Here is a 22,529-nt window from a genome sequence, read left to right as displayed (position 1 = left end):
TTCATGACCGTATCGAATATCGCGCGCTGGGCAAGCGCACTTGGCGGATTGTTGGCCGTGACCGCCTCGTGGGCTCTGGAGCCGATGGCAACGCCGCTTGCCGCTCCGGTGACGGCCAATGTGCGCGTGGCATTCACGCCGGGCGACGATGCCGCCGGACAAATCATCGACGCCATCCGCCAGGCACGCAAGCAGGTACTGGTTCAGGCGTTTTCCTTTACCCATGACGGCATTGCGCGTGCGCTGATCGATGCCCACAAGCGCGGCATCGATGTGAAGCTGATCGCCGACACCGAGCAGACCGGAAAAATGAAGCGCGAACAAGTGACCGGAATGGCGCGTGCCGGTGTGCCGGTGTGGCTCGACGGCGAGCACCAGAGCGCGCATAACAAAGTGATGGTGATCGATGCCGGACAGCCGTCCGCACTGATTGTTACCGGCTCTTACAATTTTACCCGTGCAGCGCAACACAAAAACGCGGAAAATGTCGTCTTCATCGGCGGCAACGACGTCCTGGTTCGCTCTTACGTCGCGAACTGGCAGCGTCATTTCGCGCATTCGCGGCCACTTGTATTACATTAGGAAAATCATGAAAGAAATCGAACAAAACCTTGATGGAAGCGGTCTGCGCATCGGCATCGTGCTGTCGCGCTTCAACAGTGACGTGGGCGATGGCTTGCTCGGCGCGTGCAAGGCCGAACTGCGCAAGTTGGGTGTGGCGGACGATGCGGTAACGCTGGCGACCGTGCCGGGCGCACTGGAGACGCCTCTGGTGCTGCAGAAAATGGCCTTGAGCGGCAAGTTCGACGCATTGATCGCGCTGGGAGCGGTGATTCGCGGCGATACCTATCACTTCGAAGTCGTGTCCAATGAGTCGGCGCGCGGAATTTCCGAAGTGCAACTGGAAACCGGCGTACCCGTCGCCAACGCGATTCTCACCACGGACAACGACGACCAGGCGCTGGCACGCATGTCCGTCAAAGGGTCCGAGGCTGCGTCCGTGGCGATTGAAATGGTCAACCTGCTGAAATCGCTATGACAGAAAAATCCACACCCAAACCCGGCCAGAATCGCCGAAAGTCACGCGAACTGGCCCTCAAGGGTCTGTACAGCCTGTTCCTCGGCAGCGGCGAGCTCAAGGAAATCATCGAGAATCTTGAAGGGGACGAAGACTACCCGCGTGCGGATATCGAATACTTCAAAGGTCTGCTGAGCGGCGTCGCGGAATGCGCCGACGAACTCGATGCACGCATTGCTCCGCTGCTGGATCGCAGCATCGCCGAATTGAGCCCGATCGAGCATGCGATCCTGTGTATCGCCGCTTTCGAGTTGGTCCACGACCTCAGCATTCCTTATCGCGTTGCGATTAACGAAGGCGTGGAGCTGGCCAAACGTTTCGGCGGGACCGACGGCTATAAATACGTCAACGGCGTGCTCGACAAGCTGGCTGCCGAAGCCCGCCCGGACGAGTGCGGACGCGAAAACGGCCGCAGAAGCCGCAAATAAACGAGCCGCAGCTTCCCATATGTATCGATTTTCCAATCCGGTGTAAGATTTGACGGGTTCGCGGGTCTTCCTGCCCGGCACATAAAAAATAAACCGCTTCGATAAAAAGGCGGTTCAACACGGGGTAGATATGTCGAAACTGATTCTTACGCTCGATGGTGCGTTGCTCGGGGAATACCCGCTTGAAAAGAAATGCCTGACGATAGGCCGCAGGGCAACCAACGATATTCACATCGATAATCTTGCAGTGAGCGGCGACCATGCTCGCGTCATTACCGTAGGCGACGAAACCCTGCTTGAGGATATGGGCAGCACCAACGGCAGCGTCGTCAATGGCAAAAAAGTGCAAAAGCAGACGCTGCGCCATGGCGATGTCGTTGCCATCGGCAAACACAAACTCACCTACGTGAATGAATCTGCCACCGCTAACGGCGGAGCCAGGCAGGTCGATTTCGAAAATACCATCATGATGCAGCCTTCCGCGGAAGAAGAGTTCGTGCCCGAGCCCCAATCCGTTGCACAGGCGGAGGATGCGGCGGAAGCCGGCGATTTGCCGCCTGCCCGCGTGCAGGTGTTGAACGGCCCGGCCACCGGCAAGGAAATGCAGCTTACCAAAACCCTCACCACACTCGGCAAGGCGGGTGTGCAGGTGGCCGTGATTACACGGCGTCCGCAGGGCTACTTCATTACGCATGTGGAAGGCGAGCGTTCGCCCGACGTCAACGGAAATCCCATCGGAATGCAGGCGCATCTACTTCATGATCACGACGTGATTGAGTTGGCCGGCGTGAAAATGGAGTATTACCTGGCTGACAAGTAAAGCCTGCAGGGAAGGGATATGCCGCAACTTAAAAAGCTGCTGAAACGGCTGGAGCGCCTTAATGCCATCGGCATTGCGCTATCTGCCGAGCGCGATGCGCCGCGCCTGCTGGAAATGATCCTGCTGGGTGCCAAGGAAATTACCGGTGCCGACGGCGGAACGCTCTATACCGTCACTGACGACAGGACGCTCCGTTTCGAGATCATGCGTACCGATTCGCTCGGTATTGCGCTGGGCGGCACCACCGGCAAGGAAATCCCGTTTGCCCCGTTGCCGCTTTATGCGGAGGACGGCTCGCCGAACAACAACATGGTTGCAGCCTACAGCGTGCTGCACGATTGCACCGTCAATATCGAGGATGCTTATGTCGCCGAGGGCTTCGATTTTTCCGGCACGCGCAAATTCGACGAGAAGACGGGCTATCGGTCCAAATCCTTCCTCACCATTCCGATGAAGAATCACGAGAACGAGATCATCGGCGTGCTGCAACTGTTGAATGCACTGGACGAAGAAAGCGGCGACATCATCGCGTTCTCGACCGAAAACCAGCAACTGGCGGAATCCCTGGCGTCGCAGGCGGCCGTGGCGCTGACCAACCATAACCTGATTCAGGGTCTGAAGCAGCTTTTCGAATCCTTCATCGAATTGATCGCGGAAGCGATTGACGAGAAATCGCCCTACACCGGCGGCCATTGCCGCCGCGTGCCGGAATTGTCGATGCTGCTGGCGCAAGCCGCTAACGCCTGTGCAGAAGGCCCGCTGCGCGATTTCCGCATGAGCGACAAGGAACTGTACGAAATGCGGATCGCTTCCTGGCTGCACGATTGTGGCAAGGTGACGACGCCGGAGTATGTGGTGGACAAGGCGACCAAGCTTTCCACCATTTTCGACCGCATCGAACTGGTCGATCAGCGCTTCGAGCTGCTGAAGAAACAGAGGGAAACAGAAATGCTGCGATGCCAGCTCGATGCGGCGCTGGACGGCGATACGGCCCGGCTGGCGACACTGGAGTCGGAGTTCCAGACCTTGCGGCAACATCTGGACGAGGATCGCGCGTTCCTGCGGAACGCCAATGTCGGCGGCGAATTCATGACGCCGGAACACCAGGAACGGGTGCGCAGCATCGCCGCCTATCCGCTGCTTGATCCCGAGGGGCAGCCGGTTCCGTTCCTCAGCGAGAACGAGGTATATAACCTCAATATCGCGCGCGGCACGCTGACGGCCGAAGAGCGCGAGATCATCAACAACCATATCGTGGTGACGATCAATATGCTGGAATCGCTGCCGTATCCCAAGGATCTGCAGCGGGTCCCGGAATACGCAGGCGGCCACCACGAGCGCATGGACGGCAAGGGCTACCCCCGCGGCCTGACGCGCGAGCAGATGTCGATTCCCGCGCGCATCATGGGTATCGCGGATATTTTCGAGGCGCTGACTGCGCGCGACCGGCCTTACAAGAAAGCCAAGACGCTTTCCGAGTCGCTTTTCATTCTGGGCAAGATGAAGCTGGATCACCACGTCGATCCCGACCTGTTCGATATTTTCATCCGCCAGAAGGTCTATCTCGAATATGCCCGGCAGTTTCTGGAGCCCGAGCAGATCGATACGGTCGATGAAAGCACGATCCCGGGATACGTGCCATAATCACCCCAACCCTTAACCCGATACTCTCATGTTGATTTCACGCACCAGCCAATACGCTGTCCAGTCCCTGATTTATATCGCGACGCAGGATCAAGGCGCACCCATACTCAGCCGCGAAGTGGCCGAGAAGCTGCAAGTGCCGGCAGCCTATCTTGCCAAAATCATGCAAACCTTGTGCAAGGGTGGTTTGGTGACGTCTTATCGCGGACGCCTGGGAGGCTTCTGTCTTCGGGAAGAGCCGGAAAAAATCGATCTGATGCGCATCCTTCTGATCACCGAAGGGCCTGAGTTCACCAAGGATTGCCTGCTTGGGCTGAAGGAATGCAGTGATGCCACGGCTTGCCCGATGCATCACAGATGGACGCCCATCAAGCAGGAGGTCATCAAGATGCTGACCGGGCAGACGCTGGCCATGCTGAGCGACGCGGTGCGCAGCGGGAAATACCGGCTCAGCGATATTCCCCATAACCTGCTTCCGGCGACACCGGTGCAGATACCGGGCTGCACCTCCTAGGAGCGCCTGCTTCTATTTAATGCAGACCGACCGCACCTGCTTGATGTCGGTGATGCCCTTCAATACCTTCTCGATCCCGTCCTGCTTGAGTGTGCGCATGCCGTCTTCCAGCGCAATCGCCAGCAACTCGGCGACACGCAGGTGCTCCTGGATGCCTTTCTTGATGGCGTCCGTTCCTTCCAGCAATTCGAACAGACCGACCCGGCCGCGATAACCGCTGTTGCATTTGTCGCAGCCGACGGCTTTGTACAGGGTGAACTTGCCATCCTTGTCGGCAAAGGATAGTGCCCACTGATCCATAACGGCTTGACGCGCGGCTTGCGGATCGTGTATCCAGCTTTCGGTGGATTCCAGTTCCCGGCAATATTCGGTCAGCAGGCTGTCGATTTCCTCGGGGCTCGGCGTGTAGGGTTGCTTGCAGACGCACAAGCGCTTGGCCAGTCGTTGCGCGAGTATGCCTAGCAGCGCGTCGGAGAAGTTGAACGGGTCCATGCCCATGTCGAGCAGGCGCACCACCGATTCCGGGGCATTGTTGGTGTGCAGCGTGGACATCACCAAATGGCCGGTCAGCGAGGCCTCGATGCCCAATGAGACGGTTTCCTTGTCGCGCATTTCGCCCACCATGATCACATCCGGATCGGCGCGCAGGAATGCCCGCATCATGGTCGCGAAATTCAAACCGGCCTTGCGATTGACCTGCACCTGCCGCAAGCCGCGCTGAGTGATTTCCACCGGGTCTTCGGCCGTCCAGATCTTGGTTTCCGGCGTATTGATGTAGCTCATCGCCGAATGCAGTGTCGTGGTCTTGCCCGAGCCGGTGGGGCCGCATACCAGGAACAAACCATAAGGCTTGCTCACCAGGTGTTTGATTTTGTCCAGCGACTGCGGGGCGAGATCGAGCTTGTCGATCGGAATCGGTTTGCCGGAAGCCAGGAGGCGCAGCACGATGTCCTCCAGCCCACCCGCAGTCGGAACGGTAGCGACGCGCAGTTCGATATCCACCGGACCGAATTTGCGGAACTTGATCTTGCCGTCCTGCGGCACGCGCCGCTCGGAAATGTCCATTTCCGCCATGATCTTGATGCGCGCCGCAAGGGCGTTGCGATAACTGGGCGGAATCTCGATATAGGGCATCAGCGTGCCGTCGCGGCGCAAGCGGACGACGACTTTGCTCTTGTCGGGGTAGGGTTCGATATGAATATCCGAGGCGCCCTGGGTATAGGCATCGATGATGATCTTGTTGACCAGCTTGACCAGCTCGTTGTCCTCGGCGGCCGAGATATCCTCCGCGGTAAAGCCGAATTCCTCCTCTTCCTCCGCCCCCATGTGCGAAATGAGTTCATCGATATGCGTCGAAGAAGCCCCGATGCCGTAAAACAGGCTGACCGTATTGGCGAAATCCCGGTTCAGGCAGACCTTGTAGGTGATCTTAGGATATTTCGGGAAAACGTTATTGACGATGCGCGAACTGCGCACGCTTTCCGGGTCGGGAGTAAGGATGACAAGTCCTTCTTCGCGCGTTTCATCGATGGGGATCCAGCCGTTGGATTGCACATAGTCATGCTTCAGGTGCTTCAGCAGATTCATGGGGCGCACATGATCCGCGCGATACGGCTCATAAGGGACGCCGAAAAAGACCGACAACGAATGCCCCACGTCTGCCGGCTTGACCTGGAATTCGTCAATCAGCACATCCTCCAGCGCCAGTTTTTTCTTGCGCGCCGAACGTTGCGCCAATTCGAGCTCCGAAGCGGAAATGATGTTTTCCGCAATCAGCAGGTCGAACTTGGTCTTGATCGGTCCGGCACAAGCCTGGCGCTGAGTAAATGCGATGGCAAGCGTCTTGGCGATCTCGCTGGCGCCGTGCTCGGCAAGATGCGAGAAAGGCAGGCCGGACAGCGTGTTTGTCAGTTGTACCGCGCCGATCAATTCGGCGCTGCTTGGATCCAGGATAGGAAACACCAGTGTCTGGCGCGAGCGGAAACCGGTCTGCTGGTCCACATTCTTGAGGAAGCTGATTTCCGGGCTGATGCGCTTCAGCTCTTCGGTATCGTAAACATCGGCGATGTTGACCAGGATCTTGTTGGCGGCGGCGAAGCCGACAATGCTCTGCTTGCCAATCGCCATGCGGCTGATCGGGCGCTGCACGTCGTTATAGCTGCTGAGACCGGTCTTGATCTTCGAGATCAGTATTGTCTTGTCTTCGCTGGCCGTGAATATGGTAATGCGCTCGGCCTCGAACACCTGGCAGATGTCGTGACTGACATCCAGAATGATCTGATCGATGTTGGTGGTGGCGTGGATTTTGTTGCTGACAGCTTGCAGCTTTTTGGTGAAAGCAAGCTCACTGCCGATTTCAGCCAGGCTGGTAATCCCTGCCGTTATGGGAATGGCATTCGGCGTCGTTGCCATTGGCTATTCCTTAAAAATAAACATATATATCTTTAGTAAAATATCATGACACCCCGGAAAGTCAATTCGCATAAAGTCGTAGTGATCGGGAGTTAAGGTAAAATCGGGCAATCGAACATCCCGGAAAACATCATGCCCGTTAATCTGCAGCCTCCCGTCGTCGGCGACCTTTTTCCCATTCCCGGCGTGAAACTCGGCGTCACTGAAGCCAATATCCGCAAACCGAACCGCAAGGATCTGCTGGTCATGCAGCTGGCACCCGGCAGCCGTGTGGCCGGCGTGTTCACGCAGAATCGCTTCTGCGCCGCGCCAGTCGTCTTGTGCAAGGAGCATTTGGCCTCCGGCAGCGAAATTCGCGCGCTGGTGGTGAATACCGGAAACGCCAACGCCGGTACCGGCGAAGAAGGGATGCGCCGCGCGCGCCAGACCTGCCAGTCGGTAGCTGGGCTGCTGGGATGCACCGAGCAGCAGGTGTTGCCGTTCTCCACCGGTGTCATCATGGAGCCGCTGCCGGTGGATCGCATTGTCGCCGGATTGCCCGCCAGCGTGGCAAACCTGCAGGAAAACAACTGGCTCGATGCCGCGCAGGCGATCATGACTACCGACATCGTGGCCAAGGGCGCTGCGCGCAAGGTCCAGCTTGGCGGCAAGACCGTCACCGTGACCGGCATCGCCAAGGGCTCCGGCATGATCCATCCCAACATGGCGACCATGCTGGGCTATATCGCCACGGACGCCGCCATCTGCCAGTCCGCGCTCGATGCAATGATCCAGCATGCGGTGAATCGCTCCTTCAATTGCATCACCGTGGACGGAGATACTTCCACCAACGACTCGCTGGTCCTTGTGGCTACCGGCCAGGCCGGTAACAGTGAAATCACCGATGCGCAAAGTGCCGATTACCAGGCGCTACGCGATGTGGTTACCGAAGTTGCCATGGTGCTGGCGCAGGCCATTGTGCGCGATGGCGAAGGCGCGACGAAATTCATGACCATTCGCATCGAAGGCGGCCGCGATGAAGCTGAATGCCGCAAGATTGGCTATGCCATCGCTCACTCGCCGCTGATCAAGACGGCTTTCTTTGCTTCCGATCCCAACCTCGGCCGTATCCTTGCGGCGATTGGCTATGCCGGCGTCGGCGATCTGGATGTCAATCTGATCAAGCTGCATCTCGGCGATGTGCTGGTTGCGGAAAACGGCGGCCGCGCGGCGAGCTATCAGGAAACCGACGGCCAGCGAGTAATGAAGGAAGCGGAAATTACCGTGCGCGTTGGGCTGGGTCGAGGCGATGCCGAAGCCACCATTTGGACCTGCGATTTCTCCTACGACTATGTGAAGATCAACGCGGACTATCGTACCTGATGGCCAGCGATTTCGAAAATCTGATCGGTCGTGCAGAAAGCCTGCTTGCGCGGCTTGAGGGGGTGCTGCCCGCGTCATTGCCGGAAACGGATTGGTCGGCACACGCCTTCCGTTGGCGCCGCCAGCAAGGGCGCGGCTATTTGCTGGCGGTGAAGCATCCGCACCGTATTCGTCTTGCCGACCTGCAGGATATCGACCCGCAAAAAAAGCAGTTGGTCGCCAATACGCGGCAGTTTCTGCACGGCCTGCCATGCAATAACGTGTTGCTTACCGGTGCGCGCGGCACCGGTAAGTCCTCGCTATTCAAGGCGCTACTGACGGATTTTTCTGCCGAAGGCTTGCGATTGGTCGAAGTGGACAAGACCGACCTCGTCGACTTGCCGGATATTGCCGATCTGCTGCGCGATCGTCCGGAACGCTTCCTCATTTTCTGCGACGATCTGTCTTTCGATGCCGATGAGCCGGGCTACAAGGCGCTCAAGGTGGCGCTGGACGGTTCGGTAGCCGCTGCCGCGGACAACATGCTGATCTGCGCGACGTCGAACCGGCGTCATCTGATGCCCGAGTTCATGAAAGAAAACCTCGAAACCCAATACGTCGGCGACGAAATCAGGCCGGGCGATACTGTTGAAGAAAAAATCTCGCTGTCCGAGCGTTTCGGCTTATGGCTTACGTTCTATCCATTCGACCAGGAAGCCTATCTCGACATTGTGCGGCATTGGTTGGGGCATTTCGACATCAATCGCCTGACTCCGCAAACGCGCAAGGCGGCATTGCAATTCGCGTTGCAGCGCGGCTCGCGCAGCGGCCGGGTCGCGTGGCAGTTTGCGCGGGATTGGGCCGGCCGGCAGGCCTTGCGCCGTTCATGAGCACCAAGCCATTTGTCGAAGCCGCCGTTGCGGTGTTGTGCCGCGATGACGGTCAGGTTCTTCTGGGGCAGCGCCCGGAGGGCAAGCCGTGGGCTGGCTGGTGGGAGTTCCCCGGCGGCAAGATCGAGGAAGGCGAAACGCCTTTCCATGCCTTGCAGCGCGAATTGCATGAAGAACTGGGTGTTGAGGCGGAAGTAGCCTATCCGTGGGTGACCCGCACGTTCGATTACCCGGAGCGTACCGTCAAACTGCGCTTCTTTACCGTCCATCAATGGCGCGGCGAACCGCATGGTCGCGAAAATCAGCAGCTCTCCTGGCAAGATCTGGCCTCTATCGATGTCGGTCCCTTGCTTCCGGCGAATGCCCCGATTCTTGATGCGCTGCGCCTACCGTCGATTTACGCCATCACGAACATGCAGGAAATGGGCAGGGAGTCCTTCTTTGCCGGACTGCGCCAATCGCTGGAAAAAGGCTTGCGACTGGTTCAAGTGCGTGAAAAACACCTGACCCCGGCCGAACTGGAGGCGTTTGCTTCCGAAGTCATCGCGATATGCCGGCCTTATGGCGCGCGCGTTCTGCTGAATGGCACACCGGAAATAGCGCAACGAATTGGCGCGGATGGCGTGCATTTTTCCTCAGCCAATCTCGCGGCATTGCCGGCATGCCCGGAAGGGCTGCTATGCGCCGCGTCCTGCCACAATGTCGAAGAGTTGCGGCGCGCGGCAGAGCTCGGTTTCGACTTTGTGCTGTTGTCGCCTGTGATGACGACGCTCAGTCATCCGCAGGCGCAGCCGCTGGGATGGGAAACATTAGCGAGCATGATCGCGGAGTTTTCGCTGCCGGTATACGCGCTGGGCGGCATGAAGCCAGAGTGCCTGATCGATGCCTGGACGCATGGCGCGCACGGCATCGCGATGCAGCGGGCGATATGGAAATGATGCGTCGTCATGGATGGTGGGTTCTGATTGTCGTAGTGTTGGCGATCGGATTGCTGTGGCCGCGGCTGGGCAGTCGCGATCAAGTGATACCCGTGCCCTGTCAGGATATCGTTGCAGGTTGCGGGTTAGCGCCGGCGGGATTGCGCGTCCGGTTCGACCGGCAACCGGACGCCTTGCAGCGCTTCAAGGTCTACGTGGAATTGCCGGAGGCGCCGGAGGTTCATGCCAGTTTCAACATGCGCGGCATGGAGATGGGATTTAACCGGTATCGCCTGCTGGCCGATGGAGTGGGGCGCTGGCAAGCAGAGGTGATGCTGCCAGCCTGTATTCAGGGCCGCAAGGACTGGCTGATGATGGTCGAGGCGGGTGGCGTCCGTTACGAAATCCCTTTCAACAGCCGTTAGTCGGCGCTGCGTTTGATCGGCAGATCGATTTTCATCGACGATTCCTTGCCGCCCTTGTCCTGGAAGTGCAGTGTCAGGAGAATATTCTCACCAGCCTTCAACGGTTTCTTCAGGCCGAACAGCATCAAATGGAGGCCGCCCGGCTCCAGCTTTACCGTTTGTCCTGCGGGTAATGCCAGCGTTTCCAGCAAGCGCATTTCCATCACACCGTCCTTCATCGACATCTTGTGAACTTCCACGCTGCCGGCAGCCGGGCTTTCGGCCTTGGTGAGCGTCAGGTCAGTCGCGCTTTTGAGTTCCAGATACGCGGCCCCGACATCCTGTCCCGGCGCCGTAGCGCGTGCCCAGGCGTGGTCGATGGCGACGGATGAAGCCGTGCAGGAAAGCGCTGCTGCCACCAGCAGCAGCGACGCACAGAGGCGTTTGATCATGCTATTGCTCATCCTCGGGTGTTTCCGGTATCCCGGTCTGGGGAATACGGTAGCTTTCGGTAGCCCATTGCCCGAGGTCAATCAGTTTGCAGCGTTCGGAACAGAACGGGCGGTAAGGGTTGTCGGGGGTGTATGCGGACTGTTCGCCGCAGGTGGGGCAAGTGACCAGAGTGACCATGATGGTTCCAGACGATTAGTGCGGTAACGCTGAGTTAGTCACAGATTGCACAGCGTTAGTTCGAAGACGACGTCGCGCTCGCATTGCCGCGGTTTCAGTATGCCTTCGAGCGCGTTGAAGCGGATATTGATCGCGTATTTGTTGGCGCTGACTTCGGGAAAGCAGGGCAGGTCGTCGGCGACCGTGATGCGCAGCATCTGCGCTGGCTTTGCACCGCCCAGCATCTGCTGGAACGTGCCTTGCTGCGCGACCAGCTGGGTCGGCACGCCGCTGCCGCGCAGAATGTGCAGGATGATGCGCAGGGAATCGTAAAGCGGCGTCAGGTATACCAGCCAGCTTTCCAGGTCCTGCTTGCGCCGCTCGCTGGAAAGGCCGAGCCAGTAATGATAGGACGGCACGTCGAATTCGCACACGCCGCCCGGAATCACGGCGCGCTGCTTGATGCCCATTAGCCATTCGTTGTCGCGCAACACCTGGCCGATCTTGCCCGGAGTGGTGCGCAGGGCATGCGTCGTCTGTTCGATTTCGCTAACGACCTCATCCAGGATTTGTTCGGCGATGGCCGGATTGCCGCGCAGGTTTTCCATGACGATCTTCTGGCGGTCCAGTTCCTGCAGCAGATCGTTTTTCAGTTCGGCGCGGTCGATAACGTCCAGCACCTGGAAGATGCTGATCAGCGCGCAATGGTGATTGAGCTCGTGGTCGCCTTCGAGGTAATGGAAGATCTTGGTGAACAAATCCTCAAGTCGCAGCAGCGTGCGGACACGTTCATTAAATGGGTAGTCGTAGCTGGCCACTGAGTTTGATGGATTTGATCGTAGCGTTGGTAGGTAATAACAATTTGCGTGGATTATGAAATTGATTATCTAACTATGCAAGTCTAATGTATTTTTCGTGTTTTTCCCGGACCTGCTTTTCCAGGTCGGCGAGCGTTCCGTTGTTAACGATGATGTCATCCGCCATTTCCAGGCGTTGAGTACGCGAGCATTGTGTGGCCATGATGGCGCGCACTTCCGCCTCGGCAAGCTGGCTGCGCGCCATGGCACGGGCGATTTGCAGGGATTCTTCGCAGTCGATGAGCAAGCTGCGGTCGATCAGGCCGGCATAGGCTCCGGTCTCGAAAAGTAACGGCACCATAATGATCTGATAAGGCGCGGATGCGTTGCGGGCGAGGATATTGGCGACTTCTTCGCGGATCAAGGGATGAAGAATGCCTTCCAGCATGCGCTTGGCGTCGGCATCGGAAAAAATCCTTTGACGCAGATAGGCGCGATTCAGCGAACCGTCGGGGTACAACGCATCCTTGCCGAAAGATTTTGCGATTTCCTGCAGCGCCGGCTGATCGGGCGCGGTAAGCGCATGAGCGATGGCATCGGTGTCTGCCACCGGCGCACCCAGATCGCTGAATAGCCGGGCCGCCTCGCTCTTGCCGCTGCCGATGCCTCCGGTCAATCCGACGACCATCATTGGGGCAGATAAAGATTGGCCATCCGGGAACCCCAGAACAACGCGGCGATCCCGCCCAGCGCAAGGTATGGGCCGAACGGGATAGGCACGTTGCGGCCGTGGCGCGCCAGCACGATGAGACCGATGCCGATGGCGGAGCCGACCAGCGAGGAAAGCAGTATGACTGCCGGCAACAACTGCCAGCCGAACCAAGCGCCGATGGCCGCCAGCAGTTTGAAATCGCCATACCCCATGCCTTCCTTGCCGGTGACCAGCTTGAACAGCCAATATATCGACCAGAGCGAGAGATAGCCTGCCATCGCTCCTATCACCGCCGACTGGAGGTCGGTGAAGGTGCCGTTGATGTTCAGCAGCAGGCCCAGCCACATCAGTGGCAAGGTAATGTCATCCGGCAACAGGTGGGTATCGAAATCGATAAAGGTCAGCGCGATCAAGCCGAAAGCGAATAGCATGGCCGTCAGTGCCGTGACCCCGAATCCGAAATGCCAGGCGATCAGCCCCGTCAGCAGGCCGGTCGCGGCCTCTATCAACGGATAACGCGGACTGATGCGGGTCTTGCAGCCGGAACATTTTCCGCCCAGTGCCAGGTAGCTGACTACCGGAATATTTTCCCAGGCGCGAATCTGATGCCCACAGCTCGGACAGGCAGAGCGGGGCGCCACCAGGTTATAGGATGGGCTGTCTGCAATCTCTTCGTTGCGTAGCTCGGCACAGTTTCGAAGCCATTCCTGCTCCATCATCTTCGGCAGGCGATGAATAACGACATTAAGGAAGCTGCCGACCAGTAAACCAAATAGCGTCGCAACCGTTATAAACAGGGCAGGCTGCCGGGACAGTAACTCGATAATTTCTGGCATGTTGGCATGCTCTATGCGTGATTTTTGGATGGGGCATCATCCCACCCTTGTTGGGGCTTGGCAAGGCGGTGGGTGGAGGATGGCTTGCATTGGCCCCGACTTGAAATATTAAAATTCGGCGCCATTTAGTCGATAACAGATTAAGCAGTCAGTGTGAGGTAACAAACCATGCTCGAACCATCCGTAGTTTCCGACTTTGATTATTCGATCGTCTGCCATGCCGAGGTCGATCTTCCGTCGTGGCTGCGAGAATTGACGGGCAAGTCCGGCTGGTTGTTGTCGGATGAGGAAGAGACCGAGCTGTGCGACGTCTATTCTTTCCGTCGCGATGCCGAAGAGGCGCAGGTCGTGCTGTATCGCACCGGTTATGCAACCGTGGGCGTGGGCGACCGGACCTTGTACGACGGGCATCTGACGTTCGCCTCCGGTTTTGCCCGCCTGCAATACTACAACGCCGAGAGCGGCGAAAAAGTCCTGCTCAATTAAGGCGATCAACGAAAAAACGCCTGATGCGTGTCAGGCGTTCACCCGTATTACTTCGTTCCAGCGTGTCGTATAGGCCGGACTTTTATTGCCGGACCGCATTTTCCAGAGCTTCTCTATCCCTTCACCCGCTGACCGCAAGGTCGCGCTTCCCATACGTGCGTTGATCTTGTCGATAGCGGCCATCAGGCTCTCGCGCCGACCATCGCCGCTGGCAAACAAATCGCCTTGTTGCAACACTTTCGGCGCAATGTCGAAGAGTACGATCCCGGCCTTCTGATAACTGATCCCCGGCTGATAAATGCATTCCAGGCCATGAAGCGCCGCGTTGACGAGTCTCAAGGTGTCGCCGGTTGGCTGCTGCAGCGCTACGGTCAGGCCGGAAGCATGGTGTATTTCCCTGGTGTTGTGCGGACTGTTGTGGATATAGACCGATAGCATGCCGGCGACCGACCCTTGCCGGCGCAACTTTTCTGCCGCGCGTGCGGTGTATTGTGTAACCGCTTCGCGCAACTGCTTGAGATCGGTCACGTAATACCCGAACGAGCGCGAGGAAACGATCTGTTTTCGCGGCTCGCTGGTGTCTTCCAGCTCCAGGCAGCGAATGCCGTTCAGTTCACGTACGGTTTTCTGCAGCGTTACGCTGAAGTGCTCGCGCAGCAGCAGCGCGGCGTCGGCCTGTTGCAGTCCACGCACGGTCGTAATGCCTAGTGTTCCGAGCCGGGACGCCAGGCGCGGCCCTACGCCCCAGGCTTCGCCCACGGCCAGGCGGTCAAACCAGCCTTCTCGTTCTTCTGCCGTCATGGCATTCAGATTGCAAACCCCGTGCAGTTCCGGATTTTTCTTGGCGATGTGATTGGCAAGTTTGGCCAGCGTCTTGGTGGAGCCTATCCCGACACACGTCGGCAGGCCGGTCCACTGGCGTATCGTGTACCGTATATGTCGCGCATGATGATCCAGTTCCGCACTGCGCATTCCGGAGAGGTCGAGAAAGCATTCATCGATGGAGTAGATTTCCTGATCGCGGCCGAGTCCGGCGAGTATGGTCATTACGCGGTTGCTCATATCTGCGTAGAGCGCGTAATTCGAGGATTGGGCGACGATGCCGTGTTGCGATGCCAGGTCGCGCAGTTGAAACCATGGCTGTGCCATGCGCACCCCGATGGCTTTGGCTTCCTCGCTCCGCGATATCGCACAGCCGTCGTTGTTCGAGAGCACCACGACCGGACGGCCTTCCAGCCGTGGATTGAACACGCGCTCGCAACTGACGTAGAAATTGTTGACGTCGACAAGTGCAATTGCGTGCTGCGTCATTTGAACTTGCGCATCGAGCCGGTGACGACCCCCCAGACCTCGAAAGATTGGCCTTCTTTCACTTCAATGACAGGATAATGTTTGTTGGCCGGAAGCAGGCGCGCGCCGCTTTTGCTTTTGCCCAGCGTCTTGACGGTAAATTCCCCGTCCAGCACTGCCAGCACGATATCTCCGATCTGCGGCACGCGAGAGCGGTCGATGACCAGTACGTCATCCTCGAAAATTCCGGCGTCTATCATCGAATCGCCTTTGACGCGCACGAAAAAGGTCGCGCTATCATTGTCCACCAGATAGTCGCTGGGGTTCAGACGTCGTTCGACGTGATCGTCTGCCGGTGAGGGAAAGCCGGCCGCTACCTTGGATGTGTAAAGCGGCAGGGATATCTTCCGACAGTCGGGAACGAATTCCGCCAATTCGAGCACATTGTCCTGTGCGTCGCGCTGGCGTTTCCGGTTGAGCGCAGAGAGGAAGTCGCGAATAGGCCCGGCCTGGCTGGTTGGCACACGCAGGACAGTCGTCGGCTCCCCGTAGAGGCCGCCGCCCGGTTTGCGACCGGCGCCGGGACGTGGGCCGCCGCGTTTGCTGCTATCGTTTTCCATAAGAATGATCTTGATTTCTGTAACGGAAATCAATCTACGTGCAAATGGATGCGCATGCAAGGAATATGTGCTGCAAACCGCCTGGCATCACGATTTTTCATGCGCAACCGATTGCCAAGCGGCGCAACAGGCGATACAGTTCGGAGCCTGCAGGCTTGATTCCTGTAGTGAGCACCTCAACATTAACACGGAGAACCGCATGAACAAGACAGAACTTATTGATGCCATTGCCAGCGAAGCCAACATCAGCAAGGCAGATGCAGGCAAGGCTGTGAACGCTTTCACCAATGCCGTTACCAGCGCCCTGAAGAAAGGCGACAGCGTCGCTCTGATCGGCTTCGGCACTTTCAAGGTGAACCAACGCGCTGCACGTACCGGCCGTAACCCGCAAACTGGTAAAGAAATCAAGATTGCTGCCCGCAAGTCCCCGGCTTTCACCGCCGGCAAGGCACTGAAGGACGCAGTCAACTAATTGACGCTCAGGGAGCCTCCCGGCTCCTGTCCCTTATCCAACGGAGAATGGGTAGGGGTTGCGTTTGAGCAAGGTCGGATGTGCACATGTCCGACCTGCTCACTTCAGCTTTTCAGTTGGCCGAAATCGGCGCCGAATCCGTATCAGATTGTTGTTTGTTGCAGCGTGGGGAAAAGAAATTCTGGTCGGGGTGAGAGGATTCGAACCTCCGGCCTCTACGTCCCGAACGAGAAACAAAAGCCATATTTGACGCCGTTCTAGCTGTCCAGTATCATTTATTGGGACAAATTCGGGACAGCGGAGACTCAGCTTGGCTACAATCACAAAGCGCGGCGATTATCAGTGGCAGGCTAAGATTCGGCGCAAAGGGTATCCGCCACAAAGCCGAACATTCGATCTCAAAGCCGACGCGGAGATTTGGGCGCGCGACGTTGAGCGCGAAATGGACCGTGGCGTATTTCTGGATCGAAGCGAAGCTGACAAGAGTACATTTGGACAAGTCCTGAAGCGCTACCGTAAAGAAATTACCCCTTCTAAGAAGTCCCAGAAAATCGAGGAGGTTATTATTGATAACCTCCTCAAGACAAAAATCTCAAAACTCAAGATGACCGCTCTCAGCGGTGTGGCACTCGCAGAGTGGCGTGATGCCAGGTTGCTTGAAGTTACCGGTTCTACAGTTAATCGCGAGATTGACGTTATCTCTTCTATAGTGAATCAGGCCCGCAAAGAATGGGGCATGCATATCGAAAATCCTGTTGTTCTTATTCGTCGGCCGCCAAAAGGTAAGGCGCGGGAGCGAAGGCTGGAAGGCGACGAAGAGAAGCGGTTGCTTGATGCTTTGGAAGAGGCGCCAAGGCGGGAGGATGGGACATTTGAGAAGGGCGCTAGGAATCCTTGGCTAAAGCCTGTTGTTGAGCTTGCTCTGGAAACGGCGATGCGGCGCGGAGAGTTGCTCTCGCTTGAGTGGAAACATATCGATTTGAAACGGGCCGTTGCACATCTTTCCGATACGAAAAATGGTGATGCCCGAAATGTACCCCTCTCCAAGCGAGCTGTAGCAGTTTTAAAAGCGTTGCCAAGGTCAATTGGTGGGGTAGTCTTCCCTATCAGCCCTAATGCGCTTAAAAAGGGCTTTGAGCGTGCATGCGTGCGTGCTGGTATCGAAGATTTCCATTTCCATGACTTACGGCATGAGGCGGCCAGCAGGATCAGCATGAAGCTATCAAATGTACTAGAGTTAAGTGCTGTCACAGGTCATCGCGATTTACGGATGTTGAAACGATACTATCATCCGAAAGCTGAGGATCTGGCAAAAAAACTTGGTTGATATTATATTTATTATTCATTGGATTATAGATTTATTATAAAGTAATTTCATGGGCGAAATGGAAAGGCTAGATCAATCAAGTTTTTTTGGTTCCGAATCAACGGTAGGGGCAGCATTTGCTCGATTTTTCTCATACAGTGTTCTGACTGAGTTGGCGAAACAAGGTCACTCTAAAATTGCTGGTCGAATATTCCATCAATACAACCTCAATGAAAGATTTACCCCTGAAACTACCGTAGCTGATTTTTATGACGCGCTATTCATGCAGTTAAATAAAGAATATCGCCATGAATATATATACAAAAACGCGATCGCTGAGAAAGTGCTACTTGGAAAGCACAATTTGAATACAGCATTCATGCAGACTGAATTTGGAGTGGATTGCTGCAAAGCGGATGTCGTAGTTCTTAATGGCACATCTCATGTTTATGAAATTAAATCTGAGATGGATAACTTTGATAGGTTGGAACGTCAACTTTCCGCATATAAAAAAGTTTTTGATTTGATCACTGTAATAACTACAGAGAACCTATATCAAGCTGTTGAGAGTAGAGTTGACCAAACAATTGGCATTATGGTGCTAGCAAAGACTGGGTATAAATTCAAAAAAACACCCTATAGAGAGCCCATAAGTAATGTTAAAAATGTACATTCCTCAGTGATATTCGACTCACTACATCGGAAAGAATATCTACAAATTATTGAAGAAATTCTCGCTGTGGATTTGCAAGACGTGCCAAATACCCAAATATACGAAATAGCAAAGTCTTATTTCTCAAAGATCGACCCTGAAATCGCGCATGCTGAGATGGTAAGAGCTATTAAAAAGCGTCAAGGTGCTTTTAAAGTATCTGAGTTTATTCATGAAGTGCCGAGTAGTCTCAAAGCAGCATACTTATCGCTTAAACTTTCGAAGTCAGAAAATCATAAGTTTCTCGACTTGTTAAAAAATAATATCTCAGTTGCATTCGGTTGACGCTCAACTAAAAATAAAGGGGGCGATGTGTATTACCCATATGTACGCGGTAAACAATTTGAACTGCTAATGCTTCGTGAAATGGCCCCCAAAATTGCCGAATGGGGCTTTACGCCAGTAATTGAGCCTGTTAAGAAAAATTTCTCTGTCCTAAAACGTGCACTAGATGAATTATGCGAGAACAACTGTAATTTTGTTTTGATCGCTAATCCTTATGTGGGCGAATTTCAAAAAAACGATGCATCTAGCCTTGTTCAACAAATTATTGAAGGCCATATTGGTGATTATGCAAATTTTTCTGTCGGCATTCACTTATCTTCAGAAAACACATTTGATCAAGCAAGCCAAATACTCGATCAATTTGATAGACCGATCAGTATTATTCATAACGGATTTTCAGAAGGTCAGAAATTATCCGAATTGATTGCTGAAAAGAGTTTAAAAATTCAAGAGCACATCTTTATTGAAAAGCAGAATTCGAGGCTTTACCGCAAACACTTCGGTAGTCATAAAAGGGTACTGATTGAAGATGGATTTATCAATCGAAAGAATCGAGAGCATCCAGCAAGCGAACCATTTTCTGAGTTATATCTAACCTACGATGAGTTAGGTTGCCAAGGCTTCGGCGATTTTCTGATGGTGGGCAGTGAATTTAGTGAAGGAGGTGGGCCGGCTTATGCAATTGCGATTCATCTTACCTATGTAGATCCTGAAGCTGATAATTCGATTGCTATTAAGCATTATGTTTCTAAGGATGTAGATACTCCAAAAAACCCAGGCGGTAAATGTTTGCAAGCATTGCAGAAGTTATATGACGATGTAACGTCTGATGATTCTCTTGTATACAAAAGTAATGCCGTAAACGAGTATCTTCAGTTCTATGAGGAACAACACTTTCCAGGGCTGGGTTACATGAAAAAATTATCAATGCAACATCATCTGGAGTTAATGGCGCATGTTCTAAATAAAGAGGCATAGTGTGGATTGCTGTGCTAATTGTTTTGGAAATGACAAATATATTGCTGATTGGATAACTACTTTTAGTATCAAAACGGCTAACTGTGATTTTTGTGGTTCAGTAGAAGTTGCGCTAATTTCGCCTCAGTTACTGGAAAATGAATTTGAGTTCCTGTGTAGTATTTATGAGGAGGTTCCTGACGGGGGCGGAAAGTCAATAATTGACTGTCTTTCTGATGATTGGGAAATTTTTAAAGGTCGGGATCGACTGCAGTCTGCACAGCTTCTGTCGCAGATTATTGATGATCCTGCAATCGTCGGTAAATACTATAACCCCATTGCGTTAGCTCAAATCACTCCAAAGGAAAAGTGGATAAATTTTTGTGAAGAATTGGTAAGCGAGTTCCGGTTTTTCCCAGATAGCCAACCTGATAAAGAATACTTGCCTCTACTTTTCCAGCATCTTGAAGAATTACTCACTAGCCATGTATTTAGAGCTCGTATTGAATACGATCAGCCTTTCAAGAAAAATGAAATGGGTATGCCTCCTCCAAAATTGGCAAAAAGTGGGCGTGCTAATCCGATTGGCATACCGTGTTTCTATGGGGCATCTAACTTAGACACGGCAATTGCGGAAACTAGACCTCACCCAGGTAACCACGTGAGTGTTGGGAAATTCAAAGTTGTTGAAGGTTTAAAAGTAGTAAATCTAATTAATCCTCGAAGTATGATTTCTCCACTGATCGTCGCATATCAGCAAGGTGATGAGGATTACTTATTGCAACTGAGATATGACGTTGAATTTCTTTGTCATCTGGGGGAGGTACTATCAAAGCCCATAACACCAGATGTGGCAGAGTTGGAATATCTTCCGACTCAATATCTTTGTGAACTGATCAAAAAGTCTGGCTATGATGGCGTGAAGTTCCAAAGCTCAGTCGGATCGGGTGTGAATTTTGCCTTGTTTGGAGAGCATAAAATTAAGCCCATTGGTGTAAGTTCGCATCGAATTGAAGCTTTGCACTACTCTTCTATAAAAAGGGTAGTGGATTAAGTAATAGATGGTCTGATTGCATGAGTGTTACTTTTAGCTAATAGCTACCCTCCATGCTCTGCGTGAACGTCATCTCACCTTAGGCAATTGCTTCCAATCCCCCGTATAGTTGGGACTCTTGAAGCCCCGGCGCATAACCCAAGCTTTTTCAATCCCTTCCGACGCTAGCTTGATCATTCCCCTGGAATATTTCTTATTGATGCGATCCATTGTTGTCATCAGCTGATCCTTTTTACCGCTATTGATTGAATAGCCGAACAGGTCAGTCTGCTTTCCGCCTTCCGGCACTAGCTCCATCAGCATGACCCCGGCCTTCTGATAATAGACCCCGGGTTTGTAGATTTGCTTGAGCAGCCACATTGCCGCCTTGTTGATCTGTAATGTGCAATCGGTTGGGGATGGCAATGCGACCGTTTGGCTATTGCCGTAAAACTCGGCTTGGTCAAAGGGACTGTTCTGAATGAACACATATACGGCATTCGCATACAAGCCTTGCTTCCGCATACGCTCTGCCGCATTCCCCGCATGGAAGCTGATCGCTTGCTGAAGATCTTCAAGATGTGTCACTCGCGCTCCAAACGAGCGTGATGACATCACCTGCTTGGCTTCCGGCAGCATCTCATCCATCTCTAGCCAAGGCTCGCCGTTCAACTCCTTGATGATCCGCTCCAGCAGCACGCCGAACCCGTCCCGGATGCGCTTGGGGTCGGCCCGTTTCAGCCGCAGCACGTCATGAACACCCAGCTTGTTGAGCTTGACCTCTAGCCGCCTTCCAACACCCCACACGGTCGAGACTGGCAGCTTCTCCAGAATGGGGTTCAGTTCGGCTTCCGAGAACGAGGTGAGGTCGCAAACGCCATTCCAAACAGGTTGCTTCTTGGCGCAATGATTAGCGAGCTTTGCCAGGGTCTTGCTGTGGCCGAACCCGACGCAAATTGGCAATCCGGTCCAGCGCTTCACCGTGTCCTTGATCTCCTGGCCGTACTCGCTGAGGTTTACATTCATGCCGGTCATTTCGAGGAAGGATTCATCGATGGAATAGACCTCTTGCTGGGGCGCGAACTGGCGCAGTGTCGCCATGAAACGATTGCTCATGTTGGCATACAGCTCATAATTCGAAGAGAACACGATTACGCCGATCTTTCTGGCTTCCGCTTCCAGTTCGAACCAGGGGCGCGCCATGTGAATGTCGAGGTTGGCTTTGGCTTCCTTGCTTTGGGCGATCACACAACCATCGTTATTGGAGAGTACGACAATCGGTTGGCCTTCCAGCTCAGGTCGAAACACTTTCTCGGCAGAGGCGTAGAAACTGTTGGCGTCGGCAAGCGCAAAGACACGTTTAAGAGGCGGGGCTAATGACATAGGTCACGACACCCCAAACTATCAGTTCTTGACCTTCGGAAAACACGATGGGAGGGTAGGCATCGTTCTCAGAGAGCAGCTTTATGATACTTCCGCGCTTGTAGAGACGCTTAACCATCAGTTCGCCATCGACGAGGGCCACTACGATGCTGTTGGATTTGGGAGTTTTCGATTTATCTACTACCAACATCGAGCCGGGATAGATGCCTACCCCTGTCATGGAGTCGCCGGTAACTTGCATGAAGAAGGTGGCCGGGGGATTGGCAATTAGCCGTTGGTTTAGGTCCAACTCAGCCAGTTCGTAGTCTTGGGCTGGTGAAGGGAATCGGGACTGCCCGGCGATTACTTTGCCGCTGTAAAGGGGCCGAAGGAGGACGCTTGGAGCGTTGATCGCACAATGCGTAAGGGGTGAGATAGCAGCCAATTGGAGAACCTGTGATGCGTGGTTTGATTAATGTTACAAAAATCAAGTTTACGCTTTAGCAGGGTTGAGCTGCAACCAAATTAGCTTATTAGCCGAAGTGATTGTTGCGCCCGTAAAGGCCGGTAATTACTATAGGGTCAAAATTTTAAAAGAGGATGA

26 protein-coding genes are annotated in these 22,529 nt (G+C 54.5%); 16 read left to right on the top strand and 10 right to left on the bottom strand.

All coding sequences use genetic code 11. The annotated features are described in order from the left end of the window. The first annotated feature begins 3 nt into the window (after positions 1-3). The 6 genes from A7976_RS12400 (at position 4) to A7976_RS12375 (ending at position 4,484) form a co-directional block, all read left to right on the top strand. Entirely contained in the window at positions 4-582 is a 579-nt protein-coding gene (locus A7976_RS12400) for a phospholipase D family protein (RefSeq protein WP_067112373.1), read from the top strand. Positions 583-589: 7 nt separating this feature from the next. After that, complete coding sequence (ribH, locus tag A7976_RS12395) at positions 590-1,039, top strand: 6,7-dimethyl-8-ribityllumazine synthase (RefSeq protein ID WP_067112370.1); 450 nt, start codon at positions 590-592, stop codon at positions 1,037-1,039. Beyond that, positions 1,036-1,506, top strand: coding sequence for a transcription antitermination factor NusB (gene nusB / locus A7976_RS12390; protein WP_067112367.1), 471 nt, complete (start codon positions 1,036-1,038; stop codon positions 1,504-1,506). Before ribH ends, nusB begins: the two co-directional genes overlap by 4 nt. A gap of 130 nt (positions 1,507-1,636) precedes the next feature. Beyond that, positions 1,637-2,326 (top strand): FHA domain-containing protein, encoded by a 690-nt coding sequence (locus tag A7976_RS12385; protein ID WP_067112364.1) that lies wholly within the window; start codon positions 1,637-1,639, stop codon positions 2,324-2,326. 18 nt (positions 2,327-2,344) lie between these two features. Then, positions 2,345-3,970, top strand: coding sequence for an HD family phosphohydrolase (locus A7976_RS12380; RefSeq protein WP_067112363.1), 1,626 nt, complete (start codon positions 2,345-2,347; stop codon positions 3,968-3,970). Positions 3,971-3,998: 28 nt separating this feature from the next. Beyond that, positions 3,999-4,484 carry an Rrf2 family transcriptional regulator gene (locus tag A7976_RS12375; RefSeq protein WP_067112360.1) on the top strand — a complete coding sequence of 162 codons (486 nt, stop codon included), beginning with the start codon at positions 3,999-4,001 and terminating at the stop codon, positions 4,482-4,484. Positions 4,485-4,496: 12 nt separating this feature from the next. Here the strand turns inward: A7976_RS12375 and A7976_RS12370 are convergent, their stop codons facing one another. Continuing rightward, a complete protein-coding gene (locus A7976_RS12370) occupies positions 4,497-6,896 on the bottom strand; it encodes an ATPase, T2SS/T4P/T4SS family (protein ID WP_067112358.1) in 2,400 nt (799 codons plus the stop codon). A gap of 132 nt (positions 6,897-7,028) precedes the next feature. On the opposite strand from A7976_RS12370, the gene argJ reads away from it, so the two are divergent. Genes argJ through A7976_RS12350 form a run of 4 tightly spaced genes read left to right on the top strand, consistent with a single transcriptional unit; the run spans position 7,029 to position 10,469 of the window. Beyond that, entirely contained in the window at positions 7,029-8,258 is a 1,230-nt protein-coding gene (gene argJ / locus A7976_RS12365) for a bifunctional glutamate N-acetyltransferase/amino-acid acetyltransferase ArgJ (protein ID WP_067112355.1), read from the top strand. Beyond that, the gene (locus A7976_RS12360; protein ID WP_067112352.1) at positions 8,258-9,127 is read left to right on the top strand and encodes an ATP-binding protein; all 870 of its coding nucleotides are present in this window, start codon (positions 8,258-8,260) and stop codon (positions 9,125-9,127) included. The genes argJ and A7976_RS12360 overlap by 1 nt, the downstream gene beginning before the upstream one ends. After that, positions 9,124-10,065 (top strand): Nudix family hydrolase, encoded by a 942-nt coding sequence (locus A7976_RS12355; protein ID WP_067112349.1) that lies wholly within the window; start codon positions 9,124-9,126, stop codon positions 10,063-10,065. Before A7976_RS12360 ends, A7976_RS12355 begins: the two co-directional genes overlap by 4 nt. Next, positions 10,062-10,469 carry a hypothetical protein gene (locus tag A7976_RS12350; protein ID WP_165601743.1) on the top strand — a complete coding sequence of 136 codons (408 nt, stop codon included), beginning with the start codon at positions 10,062-10,064 and terminating at the stop codon, positions 10,467-10,469. The genes A7976_RS12355 and A7976_RS12350 overlap by 4 nt, the downstream gene beginning before the upstream one ends. Here the strand turns inward: A7976_RS12350 and A7976_RS12345 are convergent. The 5 genes from A7976_RS12345 to A7976_RS12325 form a co-directional block, all read right to left on the bottom strand. Then, positions 10,466-10,900, bottom strand: a complete 435-nt coding sequence (locus A7976_RS12345) for a copper chaperone PCu(A)C (protein WP_082878123.1) — start codon at positions 10,898-10,900, stop codon at positions 10,466-10,468. The two genes, A7976_RS12350 and A7976_RS12345, sit on opposite strands and share 4 nt — an antisense overlap. 1 nt (position 10,901) lies before the next feature. Next, positions 10,902-11,078: a DNA gyrase inhibitor YacG gene (locus tag A7976_RS12340; protein WP_067112340.1), complete on the bottom strand. Its 177-nt coding sequence runs from the start codon at positions 11,076-11,078 to the stop codon at positions 10,902-10,904. A 38-nt stretch (positions 11,079-11,116) separates the two neighbouring features. Beyond that, positions 11,117-11,875 carry a cell division protein ZapD gene (gene zapD, locus A7976_RS12335; RefSeq protein ID WP_067112337.1) on the bottom strand — a complete coding sequence of 253 codons (759 nt, stop codon included), beginning with the start codon at positions 11,873-11,875 and terminating at the stop codon, positions 11,117-11,119. A gap of 73 nt (positions 11,876-11,948) precedes the next feature. Continuing rightward, positions 11,949-12,545 (bottom strand): dephospho-CoA kinase, encoded by a 597-nt coding sequence (coaE, locus tag A7976_RS12330; protein ID WP_205633516.1) that lies wholly within the window; start codon positions 12,543-12,545, stop codon positions 11,949-11,951. Next, the gene (locus A7976_RS12325; RefSeq protein WP_067112334.1) at positions 12,542-13,402 is read right to left on the bottom strand and encodes an A24 family peptidase; all 861 of its coding nucleotides are present in this window, start codon (positions 13,400-13,402) and stop codon (positions 12,542-12,544) included. Before A7976_RS12325 ends, coaE begins: the two co-directional genes overlap by 4 nt. Before the next feature lie 168 nt (positions 13,403-13,570). On the opposite strand from A7976_RS12325, the gene A7976_RS12320 reads away from it, so the two are divergent. Continuing rightward, the gene (locus tag A7976_RS12320; protein ID WP_067112329.1) at positions 13,571-13,888 is read left to right on the top strand and encodes a hypothetical protein; all 318 of its coding nucleotides are present in this window, start codon (positions 13,571-13,573) and stop codon (positions 13,886-13,888) included. 30 nt (positions 13,889-13,918) lie between these two features. On the opposite strand, the gene A7976_RS12315 is transcribed toward A7976_RS12320, so the two are convergent. Both A7976_RS12315 and A7976_RS12310 read right to left on the bottom strand, forming a co-directional pair. Beyond that, on the bottom strand, positions 13,919-15,199 hold the full coding sequence (locus tag A7976_RS12315) for a Y-family DNA polymerase (RefSeq protein ID WP_067112325.1): 1,281 nt from the start codon (positions 15,197-15,199) through the stop codon (positions 13,919-13,921). Then, positions 15,196-15,798 (bottom strand): LexA family transcriptional regulator, encoded by a 603-nt coding sequence (locus A7976_RS12310; protein ID WP_067112812.1) that lies wholly within the window; start codon positions 15,796-15,798, stop codon positions 15,196-15,198. The genes A7976_RS12315 and A7976_RS12310 overlap by 4 nt, the downstream gene beginning before the upstream one ends. A gap of 4 nt (positions 15,799-15,802) precedes the next feature. Between A7976_RS12310 and A7976_RS15405 the strand changes: the two genes are divergently transcribed. The 5 genes from A7976_RS15405 to A7976_RS12285 all read left to right on the top strand — a co-directional run bounded on the left by A7976_RS15405 (position 15,803) and on the right by A7976_RS12285 (position 20,584). Beyond that, positions 15,803-16,270, top strand: coding sequence for an HU family DNA-binding protein (locus A7976_RS15405; RefSeq protein WP_165601742.1), 468 nt, complete (start codon positions 15,803-15,805; stop codon positions 16,268-16,270). Positions 16,271-16,580: 310 nt separating this feature from the next. Beyond that, a complete protein-coding gene (locus A7976_RS12300) occupies positions 16,581-17,597 on the top strand; it encodes a site-specific integrase (RefSeq protein ID WP_067112317.1) in 1,017 nt (338 codons plus the stop codon). 49 nt (positions 17,598-17,646) lie between these two features. Further along, positions 17,647-18,573 (top strand): sce7726 family protein, encoded by a 927-nt coding sequence (locus A7976_RS12295; protein ID WP_082878122.1) that lies wholly within the window; start codon positions 17,647-17,649, stop codon positions 18,571-18,573. 27 nt (positions 18,574-18,600) lie between these two features. After that, positions 18,601-19,551 carry a sce7725 family protein gene (locus A7976_RS15085; protein WP_067112313.1) on the top strand — a complete coding sequence of 317 codons (951 nt, stop codon included), beginning with the start codon at positions 18,601-18,603 and terminating at the stop codon, positions 19,549-19,551. A 1-nt stretch (position 19,552) separates the two neighbouring features. Beyond that, on the top strand, positions 19,553-20,584 hold the full coding sequence (locus A7976_RS12285) for an RES family NAD+ phosphorylase (protein ID WP_067112309.1): 1,032 nt from the start codon (positions 19,553-19,555) through the stop codon (positions 20,582-20,584). 69 nt (positions 20,585-20,653) lie between these two features. On the opposite strand, the gene umuC is transcribed toward A7976_RS12285, so the two are convergent. Both umuC and A7976_RS12275 read right to left on the bottom strand, forming a co-directional pair. After that, positions 20,654-21,946, bottom strand: a complete 1,293-nt coding sequence (gene umuC / locus A7976_RS12280; protein WP_067112306.1) for a translesion error-prone DNA polymerase V subunit UmuC — start codon at positions 21,944-21,946, stop codon at positions 20,654-20,656. Further along, positions 21,924-22,370, bottom strand: a complete 447-nt coding sequence (locus A7976_RS12275) for a LexA family transcriptional regulator (RefSeq protein ID WP_240483873.1) — start codon at positions 22,368-22,370, stop codon at positions 21,924-21,926. The genes umuC and A7976_RS12275 overlap by 23 nt, the downstream gene beginning before the upstream one ends. Positions 22,371-22,529: the final 159 nt, after the last annotated feature.

This window comes from Methylobacillus sp. MM3 (genome assembly GCF_001645185.1).
In the GTDB taxonomy this organism is placed as follows: Bacteria; Pseudomonadota; Gammaproteobacteria; order Burkholderiales; family Methylophilaceae; genus MM2.
The sequence above is the reverse complement of the archived record's forward strand: the minus strand, read 5'-3'. Positions and strand labels throughout refer to the sequence as shown.

What these genes read in the sequence shown, in the direction of transcription:
- A7976_RS12400 (WP_067112373.1), top strand. Translation starts at nt 4, where the DNA reads ATGACCGTATCGAATATCGCGCGCTGGGCAAGCGCACTTGGCGGATTG.
- ribH (WP_067112370.1), top strand. Translation starts at nt 590, where the DNA reads ATGAAAGAAATCGAACAAAACCTTGATGGAAGCGGTCTGCGCATCGGC.
- nusB (WP_067112367.1), top strand. Translation starts at nt 1,036, where the DNA reads ATGACAGAAAAATCCACACCCAAACCCGGCCAGAATCGCCGAAAGTCA.
- A7976_RS12385 (WP_067112364.1), top strand. Translation starts at nt 1,637, where the DNA reads ATGTCGAAACTGATTCTTACGCTCGATGGTGCGTTGCTCGGGGAATAC.
- A7976_RS12380 (WP_067112363.1), top strand. Translation starts at nt 2,345, where the DNA reads ATGCCGCAACTTAAAAAGCTGCTGAAACGGCTGGAGCGCCTTAATGCC.
- A7976_RS12375 (WP_067112360.1), top strand. Translation starts at nt 3,999, where the DNA reads ATGTTGATTTCACGCACCAGCCAATACGCTGTCCAGTCCCTGATTTAT.
- A7976_RS12370 (WP_067112358.1), bottom strand. Translation starts at nt 6,896, where the DNA reads ATGGCAACGACGCCGAATGCCATTCCCATAACGGCAGGGATTACCAGC.
- argJ (WP_067112355.1), top strand. Translation starts at nt 7,029, where the DNA reads ATGCCCGTTAATCTGCAGCCTCCCGTCGTCGGCGACCTTTTTCCCATT.
- A7976_RS12360 (WP_067112352.1), top strand. Translation starts at nt 8,258, where the DNA reads ATGGCCAGCGATTTCGAAAATCTGATCGGTCGTGCAGAAAGCCTGCTT.
- A7976_RS12355 (WP_067112349.1), top strand. Translation starts at nt 9,124, where the DNA reads ATGAGCACCAAGCCATTTGTCGAAGCCGCCGTTGCGGTGTTGTGCCGC.
- A7976_RS12350 (WP_165601743.1), top strand. Translation starts at nt 10,062, where the DNA reads ATGATGCGTCGTCATGGATGGTGGGTTCTGATTGTCGTAGTGTTGGCG.
- A7976_RS12345 (WP_082878123.1), bottom strand. Translation starts at nt 10,900, where the DNA reads ATGATCAAACGCCTCTGTGCGTCGCTGCTGCTGGTGGCAGCAGCGCTT.
- A7976_RS12340 (WP_067112340.1), bottom strand. Translation starts at nt 11,078, where the DNA reads ATGGTCACTCTGGTCACTTGCCCCACCTGCGGCGAACAGTCCGCATAC.
- coaE (WP_205633516.1), bottom strand. Translation starts at nt 12,545, where the DNA reads ATGATGGTCGTCGGATTGACCGGAGGCATCGGCAGCGGCAAGAGCGAG.
- A7976_RS12325 (WP_067112334.1), bottom strand. Translation starts at nt 13,402, where the DNA reads ATGCCAGAAATTATCGAGTTACTGTCCCGGCAGCCTGCCCTGTTTATA.
- A7976_RS12320 (WP_067112329.1), top strand. Translation starts at nt 13,571, where the DNA reads ATGCTCGAACCATCCGTAGTTTCCGACTTTGATTATTCGATCGTCTGC.
- A7976_RS12315 (WP_067112325.1), bottom strand. Translation starts at nt 15,199, where the DNA reads ATGACGCAGCACGCAATTGCACTTGTCGACGTCAACAATTTCTACGTC.
- A7976_RS12310 (WP_067112812.1), bottom strand. Translation starts at nt 15,798, where the DNA reads ATGGAAAACGATAGCAGCAAACGCGGCGGCCCACGTCCCGGCGCCGGT.
- A7976_RS15405 (WP_165601742.1), top strand. Translation starts at nt 15,803, where the DNA reads ATGATCTTGATTTCTGTAACGGAAATCAATCTACGTGCAAATGGATGC.
- A7976_RS12295 (WP_082878122.1), top strand. Translation starts at nt 17,647, where the DNA reads ATGGGCGAAATGGAAAGGCTAGATCAATCAAGTTTTTTTGGTTCCGAA.
- umuC (WP_067112306.1), bottom strand. Translation starts at nt 21,946, where the DNA reads ATGTCATTAGCCCCGCCTCTTAAACGTGTCTTTGCGCTTGCCGACGCC.